General features: G+C 46.8%; 12 protein-coding genes. All 12 read right to left on the bottom strand.

Annotation, left to right across the window (positions count from 1 at the left end; all coding sequences use genetic code 11):
• Nucleotides 1-7: 7 nt before the first annotated feature.
• The 12 genes from OQY15_RS18865 to OQY15_RS18810 are packed head-to-tail and all read right to left on the bottom strand — an operon-like array spanning nucleotide 8 to nucleotide 11,795.
• The gene (locus OQY15_RS18865; RefSeq protein ID WP_265793487.1) at nucleotides 8-1,456 is read right to left on the bottom strand and encodes a capsule assembly Wzi family protein; all 1,449 of its coding nucleotides are present in this window, start codon (nucleotides 1,454-1,456) and stop codon (nucleotides 8-10) included.
• Nucleotides 1,457-1,471: 15 nt separating this feature from the next.
• Complete coding sequence (locus tag OQY15_RS18860) at nucleotides 1,472-2,713, bottom strand: WcaI family glycosyltransferase (RefSeq protein ID WP_265793486.1); 1,242 nt, start codon at nucleotides 2,711-2,713, stop codon at nucleotides 1,472-1,474.
• Nucleotides 2,713-3,276 carry a WcaF family extracellular polysaccharide biosynthesis acetyltransferase gene (locus OQY15_RS18855; protein WP_265793485.1) on the bottom strand — a complete coding sequence of 188 codons (564 nt, stop codon included), beginning with the start codon at nucleotides 3,274-3,276 and terminating at the stop codon, nucleotides 2,713-2,715. The genes OQY15_RS18860 and OQY15_RS18855 overlap by 1 nt, the downstream gene beginning before the upstream one ends.
• 4 nt (nucleotides 3,277-3,280) lie before the next feature.
• Nucleotides 3,281-4,069: a glycosyltransferase family 2 protein gene (locus OQY15_RS18850; RefSeq protein ID WP_265793484.1), complete on the bottom strand. Its 789-nt coding sequence runs from the start codon at nucleotides 4,067-4,069 to the stop codon at nucleotides 3,281-3,283.
• 6 nt (nucleotides 4,070-4,075) lie between these two features.
• Entirely contained in the window at nucleotides 4,076-5,212 is a 1,137-nt protein-coding gene (locus OQY15_RS18845; RefSeq protein ID WP_265793483.1) for a glycosyltransferase, read from the bottom strand.
• A 13-nt stretch (nucleotides 5,213-5,225) separates the two neighbouring features.
• Nucleotides 5,226-6,386, bottom strand: a complete 1,161-nt coding sequence (locus OQY15_RS18840) for a glycosyltransferase (protein WP_265793482.1) — start codon at nucleotides 6,384-6,386, stop codon at nucleotides 5,226-5,228.
• On the bottom strand, nucleotides 6,383-7,735 hold the full coding sequence (locus tag OQY15_RS18835; protein WP_265793481.1) for a hypothetical protein: 1,353 nt from the start codon (nucleotides 7,733-7,735) through the stop codon (nucleotides 6,383-6,385). The genes OQY15_RS18840 and OQY15_RS18835 overlap by 4 nt, the downstream gene beginning before the upstream one ends.
• On the bottom strand, nucleotides 7,735-8,973 hold the full coding sequence (locus OQY15_RS18830) for a glycosyltransferase family 4 protein (protein WP_265793480.1): 1,239 nt from the start codon (nucleotides 8,971-8,973) through the stop codon (nucleotides 7,735-7,737). Before OQY15_RS18830 ends, OQY15_RS18835 begins: the two co-directional genes overlap by 1 nt.
• On the bottom strand, nucleotides 8,973-9,626 hold the full coding sequence (locus OQY15_RS18825) for a hypothetical protein (protein ID WP_265793479.1): 654 nt from the start codon (nucleotides 9,624-9,626) through the stop codon (nucleotides 8,973-8,975). Before OQY15_RS18825 ends, OQY15_RS18830 begins: the two co-directional genes overlap by 1 nt.
• Nucleotides 9,627-9,640: 14 nt before the next feature.
• Nucleotides 9,641-10,216, bottom strand: coding sequence for an acyltransferase (locus OQY15_RS18820; RefSeq protein ID WP_265793478.1), 576 nt, complete (start codon nucleotides 10,214-10,216; stop codon nucleotides 9,641-9,643).
• 24 nt (nucleotides 10,217-10,240) lie between these two features.
• On the bottom strand, nucleotides 10,241-11,170 hold the full coding sequence (locus OQY15_RS18815) for a hypothetical protein (protein WP_265793477.1): 930 nt from the start codon (nucleotides 11,168-11,170) through the stop codon (nucleotides 10,241-10,243).
• 19 nt (nucleotides 11,171-11,189) lie between these two features.
• Nucleotides 11,190-11,795 (bottom strand): acyltransferase, encoded by a 606-nt coding sequence (locus tag OQY15_RS18810; protein WP_265793476.1) that lies wholly within the window; start codon nucleotides 11,793-11,795, stop codon nucleotides 11,190-11,192.
• Between the last annotated feature and the right edge of the window lies 1 nt (nucleotide 11,796).

Raw genomic sequence — 11,796 nt, 5'->3', positions numbered from 1 at the left:
CCGTTCATTATCTCAGCTGCCATTCTACGCCAACCATAGAGCCGAAATTGCTGTACATATCTCCAAAGTCAAAGGCCAGCGCCCCTTTTACAGACAACTGTGATTTCGGAACTGCCCATCTGAATTCCTGCAGCGTATACCACTGTCCGTAATATCTTTCCCTGAAGTTCCGGTCATTATAGTTCCCGTAGTTATTGGTAAAAGTAAGTAAGGTTTTGGAAGAGATATCTTCGGTCAGCGCAAGGATAGCACCTACATGTCCACCCACTACCCTGTTACTGATAATATTGGTGAGCGGCTGTATGGTAGCCGTTGGTCCGTCCCAGTCATAAGGCTGTACATCCGGGAAGTAATTGGATCCCCGTACCCTGTTAATGAACAGCGGTGTACCAAGAATATGGTCGTTGTACTCCCAACCCGTTCTGTAGATACCGTTATTGTAATAACTTTCCCTAACTCCCAGCCTGTAAAAGTCGTTCATCTGTTTGGTATGGATAAATTCAAAAGTGATCTTTTTCAGGATCGCATCTTCCTTTTTATTGACGATGTTTAAACTCAGCAGGCGGTCAATATTTCTCGTATCAATACCCTGGCCCATATCAAAGGGCGTCTGGTGGTTCAGGCTGATTTTGAGATCATCGTTTTCCCATTCGGCACCCGCTTCAATCACCCCTCGGTGGTCACCCGGTCTGTTTGGCCTGATGTCTCCCATCACACTGCCATCATTGGCTTCCTTACCGATCAGGACACTGAGAAAGCCGTCAAAAGAGCGGTCCAGGTCAAAGAAACCAGCCCTTTCGCCACCCCATACCGCATAATGCTGGATTCCTCCATAGAGCTTCAGTTTATGTTTACCAAAGCGTACGTAGAAATTCTTCTCATGGAGGTAAGCACTTTTCAGGAACTGGTTTGGTCCCATCCAGCCATGACTGATCATCCCCTTAAACTGGAACCATCCGTTTGTAAAAGGGATGTCCGTATATTCCATTGCCAGATTCAGCTTCGGAACAGGCAATGCATTGCCACTAAGTCCCAGCGATCCCGAAGAAAGATCCGGATCCACCTCGCCGATGATCTGCTTAAACCTACCTCCGCTAAAGGTGATATTCTTGTACCTCACCTTCAGGAAAGCCTCCTGCAGCAAAGTTTTGCTCAGGTGGTCATTGTTATAGGCATCAATTCCATAGCTGACATAGATACCCCTGTCATTGCCGTCATAAATTGTTGTTGGCGCACCAAAGCGATGTGCATTGGTAGCCCTCAGGTGCGTCGTAAAATCAAACTGCTGGTCAGATACTACACCAAACCTGTTGGCCTGTAACCAGAGCGGTAAAAAATCTTTACTTGCAACATTTACCGCCGTTCCCGCCTGCACCTGCAGCGAATCTAAAAATTGGGCTTTTAAGTTGAGCTGCGAAAATATAAACAGGATAATAATCAGGAACTTCTTCATCATCTTTAGGTTTAGCTATCAATTATGGTTTCTTACATCGGATACATACTCCAGCATTTCAGGAAGGATGTTACGTTTATCCAAATATTTCTCAGCATATTTCCTTGCGTTCTTCCTGCAAGGTTCGTAATCGTTTTCAGTAATCTCCACTATAGCTTCCGCCAGCAGGTTTTCCTTTTCGGCCTCAATAATCACACCCATAGCATGTTCAATAATCACATCATGCAGCGTAGTGCCTTCATTTGCCGTCACCAATGCCAGTCCGCCCACTGCTAAAATCGCCGTCAGCTTGGATGGCATCACCAGATCGCTCGCATTTGCTTTCTGCAACACCAGGTGGATATCCGCCATATTCAAAAACTCATTAAAGACATCAAATTCCTGCAGCGGCAGAAATGCCAGGTTGGTAAGACCCGCTTCTTCAGACATCCTGATCAGTTCAGCTTTGTATGGCCCTGTTCCGCAAATCACAAATTTGATATTTGTGCGGGGCTGTAACTGAGCCGCGATCCTGATCAAACTGTCCAGTCCCTGTTTCTCGCCGATACTTCCGGAGTATAATACCACATGGTCATCCGGCTGGTAACCCCATTTTGTTTTCAGCAGATGACGCTCCGGCAGCGGGCAGAATGTTTCAGTATCTACCCAGTTCGGAAAGAACATCACCCCCTTAGGAATCTTGCGTCCTACCTTTTTCATCATCCCTTCAGAGATCGTACTGATAAAATCCATCTTCCTCAGGATAAAGTACTCGATGGCAAAAAGCGTATCGAACATCCATTTATAGCGCAGCATCTTCAGCTCCTTTGCCGCCTCAATCTGCAGGTCCTGCACATGGTAGATAATACGTCCACCCCTGAAAAAACGGTAGAACAGCGCCAGAATCGCCAGGTGGAAAGGTGGCGCAATCGCAAAAATCAGGTCCTGCTTAGGCTTGAAGAGCATTTTGAGCACTACAAAGCCTGCTGATACAAAAAATATAGATTCATGGATCAGCCTTTTCAGTCCTGAAGGTTTAGAGGGGATATAAAGCGGGCACCTGTGAATTTTCAGGCTGCCTTCAAACATTGTTTCTGACTTGTACCAGCCACCTGTGTATGGCTCCTGTACCTTCCAGTTCGGATAATAGGGAAAACCAGTGACCATAGTCACATCGTGGCCCTGTTCGGCCATCCATGTGATCATCTCACCTGTATACTTACCTATCCCCGTGAGTTCCGGCAAGCAGTTTATACCCAATACCAATATCTTTTTCTTCATTACCATCTTTGTTTGATAAAAACTAAAGGATTCCCTTTGTAAATTCCGTTGGCTGCAATGTCCCCGGTTACTACAGATCCTGCCGTGATCACACTGTCAGTACCTACTGTCACTCCCGGAGAAACAAATACCGAAGCCCCGATCCAGGCTCCATCCATCAGCGTAATCGGCCCGTTCCTGTAGGGCATTTCAGGAATCCTGAAATCATGGTTGCCCCCACACAGGAATGCCCGCTGAGAGATACATACATCGTTGCCGATCGTCAGCAGTTCAAAATTGAGCAGGAAAGCCTCTTCACCTATCCATACATCATTACCCACTGTCAGTTTCCAGGGAAAATGGATATTTACCCTGGGTTTGATATTTACCCCTGAACCCACTCTGGCGCCAAACAAGCGCAGCAAAGAACATTTGATGCTGCTGGGCCATGGCATTGCCGATAAAAAGAAAATCATCTTGGTAAAATACCAGCAGATCTCTTTCAATTTACCTGCACCTCTGTCCAAACCTACGGTTGAATCAAAATTTGCCAGCTTTACTTTTGAGCGGTTCAGTTCTTCCATTATACTACTCGATCTCTTTTTTTAATTTTTCTTCTTCAATCAGGCGCAGCGCGATAACAATCTCCACCATTGTACGCTGCAATACATAATGCCATCCCCTCCAGCCATTAAAGATCAGCCCCTTGATAAAGAGCGAATAGAAAAACACCATGAAGGGCGCCAGGATCTTTGTTTTCCTGATCTTCGCACTCATCGGTAGTTCAGTCTGCGGCGTATTCAGGATCTTATGGCTTTCTTTAACCGAATAGCCATTCTGGTTATTTAACCAGATCGTCAGCGATTTACGGTCATCATGGAGGATGCGCGCACGATAAGCTCCTGTTTCCCCTGTAATCGCCAGGCGGTGGGCATGGCCATCATCAAAATAAGAACCCGCCTCCTTTTTAAACAATACCGGCCTCGGCGTAGTATTGTCTTTCAACAGCGGCTTACCAAAAACCACAAACTTAAATTCTGTGGCATAAGCACTTTTATCACCCGTGGTAATAAAAGCCCTCGTCTCATTGATAAAATCATCTGTCAGCACGTAATCAGAGTCCATACTCAGCACCCATGTACTGTCCAGCAGCGTCAGCCCGTAATTACACTGACTGGCAAAAGAATCAAAGGGGCGCTGTACCACTACCGTATTCTCAAAAGAAGCGGCAATATCCAGCGTAGCATCGGTACTGAAACTATCCACAATCACCACCCTTTCCAGCCATGTCAGTTTATCCAGCACCCGTTTCAAATTGGGTTCTTCATTCTTCGTGAGAATCAGGGCCTGCAATAAGGTTGATTTAACTTGATCCATAGCTTCTTACTTGTAGTTTATGACATTTTTATACTGTTCAACATATTGTGCAATCAGCACCTTTTCAGAGAAGCTTTTTGCAATGATCTCCCTGCCATTTTCCTCAATCCAGTGGCGTTTTTCCTTCTCATTTCTCGCTTCAGTGATTTTTTTAGTCACATCATTCGTCGCCAGCGAAGAAACCCAGCCTACCTTATAGTCGGCCACAAATTTTGAAAGCGCTACTTCCTTCGAAACCATCACCGGAGTACCCATATGCAATGATTCCAACACCACATTCGCAAAGTTTTCATTCAGAGAAGCCAGCACAAAAAGATCCGCTTCCATCAATACTTTAAACTTCCTGTCCCTGTCCATCCATCCCAGCCACTCCACTTTATCCTCTATCCCCAGTTCCTTTACCAGGTCTTTCAGTTTTTGTGTGTAGTCTGCTTCTCCTGAGCCCGCAATCTGCAGCTTCACCGGAAATGAAATACCCTGCACTGCATTCAGCAGGATCTCAATCCCTTTTTTCTGATGCACGCGCGACATAAATATGAGGGTAAACACCTCCTTCTCCTGTTTCACTATCGGAATATCAGGCAGCGTCACATTGTTCGCAATCATAAATCCCTTCCAGCCCGGTATCACCTCCCTGCACTCCGCAACTTCAGCTTCAGCAGTGGCATGAAACCAGGTTTTCGACAGCGCCCAGCGGCCAATCACAGCGTGGATCAGCTTCTTTTTCTTTGAATTGCCCGAATTGAAAATATAAGGACTCAGCATCCCCCTCGGAGATACCACCACTCTAACCCCTTTGGCATGGCAGATACAGGCGGCAACGATCACCAAAAAGCTCCACCAGGACTGGATATTTACGATATCGTAGGACTGCACATTTTTGTACAGATGTTTCCATAAGTCGGGTGACACATGCGTATGATCTTTGGTAATCCTGCGGAAATAAGTCACATTCACCCCATCCACATCAATCGTTTTACCTTCTTCAACCGGCAGTTCCGTTTCACCGTTTGCCGTGGTGGTAAAAACATCCACCTCATGACCAGCCTTCACCAATCCTTCGCATAATTTGGAGACAGATTCGATGGGTCCGCCATAGATATATGCCGGCTTATAGGAGGGTACAATGTGGAGTATCTTCATGTTCTAATTCGGTTTAATCGTTAAATATTTCAGTATAAATGCGTTCAATTGTATCCAGGGCATCCGCAGCCTTAAATTTTTCAACGTGTGCGATCCCTTTCATCACCGCCTCGTTCCGTGCTGTTTCATCCAGCTCTACTACCCTGTTTAATACTTCGGCAGCATCAGCAGCCCATGTCTGCAGCAGAGCTTTCTCAAAGGGCTTCTTCGGGATCAGGAATGCTGCATCACCAGCCACTTCCAGCATCGGGTTTTCAGCAGTCGTCAGCACCAGCGTGCCCGAAGCCATGGCTTCAGCTATCGGCCATCCAAAACCTTCAGCAATAGAAGGGAAAAGAAATACCGTTGCACCTGAGTAGGCCTGGCGCACCGTCGCATCGTCGATGCCCGTTAAAAAATGGATATCCTGCTTGTATGCAGATTGCTCATAAGCTTCTTTTAGTGCCGCTGACGGAGCTGCTCCGATCAGCAACAGCGGTAATGCAAGCGTATAACGTTCACGCCACTGGTTGTAGATAGCGATCACCCCTAGCCTGTTTTTGTACCACTGGTTTCCACCCACGTGCAGCAAAAACCCATCTTTCAACTCAATACCTAACTTTCCTGTCAGCGCTAACCTCGACTCCAGCGGAGATGCCTGCTGATAGGCAGGGTTTAAGCCATTGTATACCATTTCCGACCTGCGTGGAGATACCGGAAGAAAGTCCGCCAGGTCTGTGCGGGTTTTCTCCGAAACGGAAATAAAGTTCTTTCCTCTGGTATATCCATTGCGGATATAGGCCTGGTATTTCTGGCCACTGGCCGATGTCATATTCTCCGGGATTTGTCCCAGCGCCGATCTTTGTGCCAGAAAATCATGGCAGTGGATCACATGCGGGCGGTCGGCAATCAAAGGCACGTAGGGCCCCAGCGCATTATCGGCCACCACATACAACACCTTCTCCTGCTGCTGCTTTAATTTCTGCCTCACCTGCCGCGGAAAAACCAGGTACTGGTCCATATATCCCAGCCACTTTTTTAGCTTCTTCAGCGGTATATTCGTAAAAAATGCTTCAGGGCTCCATACCTCTATTTTATGGCCGCGTGCTTCCATGCCCTCTGCCAGCATATTGACAAAGCGCGGCATACTCTGCGAGCCTAAAAATGACGGATGGGCAAAAAAGACAATCTTCATCGTATATATTTAATTTGAGTTAAATCCACAGGCAGAGCCGGTATAGCAGCTTCAGGCTGATTTTCGTTGATTATTTTTTTGCGCGTATTGAAGGAAGCAAAGAGCAGCCCTCCAATCATTGCACTGAAACCTAAATTTGTCGGCTGTGCCCATTGTCCCTGCGGGATATTCAATAAGGCGAAGCTCAGCAGCATCCATGGCAGCAAGTCGCCACGCAGCATTTGCTTATAGCCAAAGCTCAGCATGCGGAAAGAGACACCAAGTCTCACCACAATAAACCCGATACCCATAATCGCCCCCATCTCCCCGATGAGCCTTCCCCATTCTTCTTCAGAAATCAGGAAGGTAGAAGCACCGGTAAGCAGATTGGAACCCACATTGGTACCCATGCCTACACCAAAGCCAAAAAAGGGCTGCTCCGTTGAATTGGATAAAGCACTTCCTAATCCCCCGAAATACCTGTCACCCAAAACCCCTTTCACACCACCTTCAGTTTCATTGGCATTGGTAAACCTGGCTGTAAAAGCTTCTGTAGCGGTACTGAAAAACGGAAGCTGACTCAATATCGCCAGGGCTATCACCAGGATAAATCCTGTAGTGATAATCTTACCTGTATTCTTACCGTTAAATAAAGTTGCGGAAATGGCGAAGATCAGGGCTACGCCAATACTAAAGAACAAAGTCCTGCTGATGGAAAGTGGTATCGCCGCAAGTACAGCTATGGTTGCTGCAATCAGCACCAGTTTGTTGATACCCGGTGTTAACCAGAAATAGATCACCAGGCTGGCAGTAAGTGAAAAGAAAGACACGTTTCCATTGGTAAATGAAAATGTTCCCGGCGGCCTGAAGAAGCCCATAGCCCCTGAGAAACCACCACCTTCCATATTTCCACCAACACCCCGGTTTACAAAGGCACTTTGCGGACTGTAAAACTGCATGGCGATGAGCACCACCATCGGGATAGATATCCAGATGATCGTCCTTGCCATCTGCAGCACATCCTCCCTGTCGAACACCTTTCCTATCGCAAACATCAGCGGGAAATGGATCAGGATAATCCTGGCGCCATATATAGCCACGCCAAAGTTCCCATGCCCGGCAAGCATCGCCGTCACGATAGAAACTACACCTATCAGTGCCATGGCCTTCAGGTAAATCGAGGACGGCATTTTACCCTGCTCCCAAACCTTGAAAAGAATCCAGATCGCCAAAGGATCCCTGATCAGCAAAATAGGCGTAGACAATCCCGGAAGCACCCATTTTCTCAATGCGCCTTCAAAAATCAGCAGTAAAAAATACGCCCAGACTGCCTTTTTCAGCAGAGATTTGCCATCAGCTTGTTCCTTCATTATCTACCTTTCATTATCGCCCTTGTCAACTCTTCACCGTATTTTTCCCATGGCCGCAGTTTTGCGCGTTCCATGGCGGCTTTCCCCGCAGCCACAATTGCTTCCGGGTCTGCCATCAATTCTTCTATCTGTTGTTGCAGCGCCGCTGTAGAGCCTGCTTCAATAATCCACCCGTCCTTACCATGTGTAATCAGATCCGGTCCCGCAGTGCGGTCGGTCGTGATTACCGGCGTACCCTGAGACATCGCCTCAGTAATCACCAGTCCAAACCCTTCAAATAAGGAAGGGAAGACAAACACATCATGGCCTCTCATTAGTTCCAGGATTTCATGATGCGCCAGACTTGGTATCCAGTGGTGTTCTTTTAATGCCAGATCCAGTGCCGGGCATTCAACATTCATTTTGTTGCCCACCACCGTCAGCTCAAGCCCTTTTCCAATATTCTTCACCGCAGCAAACAAGTCTGCAATACCTTTTCTCTGCGACAGACCGCCTACAAAAAGCAGTTTCAGGGGCCTGTTGTGCGCTACAGTATATTCCCTCACACCTTTCACCGGTGGAAAGCCATAAGGAATTACGGCAACCGGGGCCAGTTTACCCTGGTAATCCCCCAGCGTTTTTGCCGTAAAGCTGCTCGCCACAAATATTCTTTCTGCCAGCCGCAGCTCTTCGTCCTTGCGGTCCAGTTTACTTTGCGAGTCTCTGAACCCCACCAGCGTAGATGCCCATTCCGGCCAGCGTTCCTTTTCGGCAGTCAGCAGTAGTCTTGCCGAGCGCCAGTATCCTATCGGGAGGTCGTAAATACATTCCATCCCTGCTTTTTTTGCAGCTTTAAAAGTCTCCAAGGCACCGTCTTCGTAACAGTAAACCGCATCGATTTTTTGCTTTTTATTTTCTGCTTTCAGGATCGCTCCTGTAGCTTTATCCAGATCCTGGTAAATCTTGTCAACACTTGCAAAACCCGTCTCATGCGCCACGGCACTCTTAAAGCCAAATTTTGGCAGCACATTGCGTAACAACTCAAGCATCGGCCGCGTGCGGATCAGTCCCGAGCTTAAAGGGTATGACCGTCTTGCCAGCTCCTTTGAAACCTTTGCAGGCAGCAACTTCAGGAGAAAATGATCCGGGTCTACCGACAGCGTCGTACTGAAAAATGCCAGCACACCCGCCTCTTCGAAAGCAGACATTACGGCTCTTACATTACGGTTACCAGTGGGATGTGTGACTACAATTTTCATTATTCAGCGTTTAAGTTTTGCTCATCCGGCAGATCCAGAACAAATTGTTTTGCTACTTCAGTATAATTGGGTTTAGCGGATAAATCCGTCCTGAAAAATTGAGGCAGCAGTTTAGCAGCAGTGCCAATTCTCTCCAGTTCCTTTTGATAAACATCATTATGAGTATGGACAACTTTGGGATTCAGCTTTTTGATCATTGACCTGATCAGCGCAAACTGGAATCTTCCAAAGAGTTTTTCCATTTTACCCGCTTTAGCAGAGATGCCCATCCAGAGTTCATGAAACATCACTTCCCATTTCCTACCATTTCCGGCAGTCAGTAAATTACCTGCAAGACCAAAGACCAGCCCCCTGCGGTGAAATGCAGATGGCACAAACTGCAGGCTGATCCAGTCCGGATTAAAGGAATCGATAAACACCCTTGCCAGCGCCACCCTGTCCTCTTCTGCAAGATTTGAAGGCAGGCGCAATACAGACAGTTCTGCAGGACCTAACAGGCCTGAGTTCTGCATCAATTCGATATAGGTGTCATTGATCGATGCGATCGCAACATGATGCCCCTGATGAATAAGCTCCTCACTTAAACATCTCACATATTCTCCAACACTATCACGTCCCGGGTCAAGTTCCCCGCAAAGAAAAATAATCTTCATACCTCTCCTACCTGTTATTTTTTTCTATCACTTATTTTTTTGGCTGGTATACCTCCCCAGATCTCACCGGGAGCTATAGATTTGGTTACCACTGCGCCGGCGGCCACCACTGCACCATCTCCTATTTCTACACCTTTCAGTACCACCACATTACAGCCCAGCCAAACATCATTACCTATTTTTATCGCCTTTTCAGGCCCATGCTGCAGTCGCATCAGCACGCCTGGCTCAATGCCATGGTCGTGATCTACAAAACGGCAGCCTGAGGCAATCAGGCTATCTTTTCCTACATCGATTCTCAAACGGATATTAAATTCACATCCTGATCCAATGAAGACGTTATCTCCAATAAATATGGATGGCCCCGGTTTACGTATCCCGTCAAACTTGAAACTGATCTGTTCTTCCAGCAAACAATTGTTACCCAGGCTAACCTGATGTGGCCAGGTCACAAATAATTGCGGGAGCGTAGTTCCTGCCCCAACCTTCATCCCTAATACCTGTAACCAGATTTTCCTGAAAAAACCGGTAAAACGTGGCCAGTAACGCTTGCGGATCACAAATCCTGATTGTTGAATGATGTAGCTCATATGTTAAAAAATGATGATCAACGATTATTGTCTTCTGCTATACATCCTGCCCATGAACTTGAAAAACTTCATCACAAACAGCCTGTTTTTTATGCGGCTGCTGGGATAAGGTTTCAGTTCACCATCATTCACTGCTTTCCAGAATGCTACGTCAGCTTCCCTCACCGGAATTCCGAGGAAAAAATCCTTTCCAAACTTCCTCTTCCATGGTTTAGGCCCCAGGGGGTGCTGCATCAGACTCAGTCCATAATGAAAGCCCATGGCTTCGGGGCCAATCACCGAGATCGGGCAGTCTGTAACCATGGCCGCCACATTCAGCGAATCCTGATTGGCACTCAATACCGTTTTTGTACGGTCGTTCACCCTGAATTTGGTCATATCCCCGCTGATGCGGCTTAAGATCTGGCAGCATTCATCCCATTCCACTACAAAGGATGCCGTCTCTTTGGTCCAGCCCAGAAAACCACTATTGTAATATCTGCTCAGCTGGTTCCTCACCACCTTACCATTTTCTGCAGCCAGCTTGGCCCATTGCTTTCTGATGGGATGCGTTAAACTCATATCATAGTTTACATCCTCACAGAGCGCAACACCTTCCTTTACCCATTCACCAAAAAAGGCCATGCGGTTCATGACAATAATATCCGAGTCAAAAAAGAAATACTCGTCAGCACCCGGCTCCAGCACTTCGGTTAAGTAACGGAACCATTTCGGTTTCTCATGAACCATATGCAGCCCACCCTGTACTTCCACAAAATCTAGCTCAAGGCCCGATTGCAGAACAACCGACTGACCAAAGGCAGATTTTGTCAGCGCGGGTAACCATCCAGGCAAACTTCCTCTGTAGCCTACCACAATTTTGTCAACATACTTACCATGTTTAACAATCGAGTTCACTAAGGCGGCAACACCGAGGAAATAATCTTTTTCAGCTAGCGTAGTTATGACTTTCATTTAAATTCGTTATTAAGGATTAATTTGTTGACAACCTCGATTTGATTCTTTTTGCCGGCACACCACCCCATACTTCAAAGTCGGGGATACTTTTATTTACTACAGCACCAGCTGCGATCACTACTCCATTACCTATCGTTACCCCACCTAAAATCACACATCCCGATCCTATCCAAACGTCGTTCTTCAGTTCGATCTGATTGTACCTGCAGGGCTGCTGGTTAATGGGGATATTGACATCATCAAATTCATGATGGGCATCGCTGAAAACACATAGCGGGGCTACCATACAGTTTTCGCCCATTTTAAAATGACTGCCCACATTGATCTGCGTGGCATGGCCAATGAAATTGTTATTGCCGATGGTGATGCTGGATTTTTTCCATCCACCTCCCGGGCGCAGCCTTACATAATCCTCCAGCACACAGTTATTGCCGATACTCACCTGCTCAGGCACCTGTACCGTAATTTTGCCAATGTTATGATTGGAGCCCACCTGAAACCCCTGCAGCTTTAGCCAGAATACTCTGTTTTTCTTCGACAGGTTAGTGAGCATAGTATTTATCCTGAACGCTATACGAACAACTGCACTTCTGTTGGTATTTGGTGTATTTGTTGCCGACATA

The sequence above is a fragment of the Pedobacter sp. MC2016-15 genome (assembly GCF_026239695.1).
Lineage (GTDB): Bacteria > Bacteroidota > Bacteroidia > Sphingobacteriales > Sphingobacteriaceae > Pedobacter.
This window is presented reverse-complemented; position numbering and strand designations above follow the sequence as displayed.

Excerpts from the sequence above, each read along its gene's own strand:
- OQY15_RS18820 (WP_265793478.1), bottom strand. The coding sequence starts at position 10,216 with ATGAGCTACATCATTCAACAATCAGGATTTGTGATCCGCAAGCGTTAC.
- OQY15_RS18810 (WP_265793476.1), bottom strand. The coding sequence starts at position 11,795 with ATGTCGGCAACAAATACACCAAATACCAACAGAAGTGCAGTTGTTCGT.
- OQY15_RS18830 (WP_265793480.1), bottom strand. The coding sequence starts at position 8,973 with ATGAAAATTGTAGTCACACATCCCACTGGTAACCGTAATGTAAGAGCC.
- OQY15_RS18815 (WP_265793477.1), bottom strand. The coding sequence starts at position 11,170 with ATGAAAGTCATAACTACGCTAGCTGAAAAAGATTATTTCCTCGGTGTT.
- OQY15_RS18860 (WP_265793486.1), bottom strand. The coding sequence starts at position 2,713 with ATGAAGAAAAAGATATTGGTATTGGGTATAAACTGCTTGCCGGAACTC.
- OQY15_RS18845 (WP_265793483.1), bottom strand. The coding sequence starts at position 5,212 with ATGAAGATACTCCACATTGTACCCTCCTATAAGCCGGCATATATCTAT.
- OQY15_RS18850 (WP_265793484.1), bottom strand. The coding sequence starts at position 4,069 with ATGGATCAAGTTAAATCAACCTTATTGCAGGCCCTGATTCTCACGAAG.
- OQY15_RS18835 (WP_265793481.1), bottom strand. The coding sequence starts at position 7,735 with ATGAAGGAACAAGCTGATGGCAAATCTCTGCTGAAAAAGGCAGTCTGG.
- OQY15_RS18840 (WP_265793482.1), bottom strand. The coding sequence starts at position 6,386 with ATGAAGATTGTCTTTTTTGCCCATCCGTCATTTTTAGGCTCGCAGAGT.
- OQY15_RS18865 (WP_265793487.1), bottom strand. The coding sequence starts at position 1,456 with ATGATGAAGAAGTTCCTGATTATTATCCTGTTTATATTTTCGCAGCTC.
- OQY15_RS18855 (WP_265793485.1), bottom strand. The coding sequence starts at position 3,276 with ATGGAAGAACTGAACCGCTCAAAAGTAAAGCTGGCAAATTTTGATTCA.
- OQY15_RS18825 (WP_265793479.1), bottom strand. The coding sequence starts at position 9,626 with ATGAAGATTATTTTTCTTTGCGGGGAACTTGACCCGGGACGTGATAGT.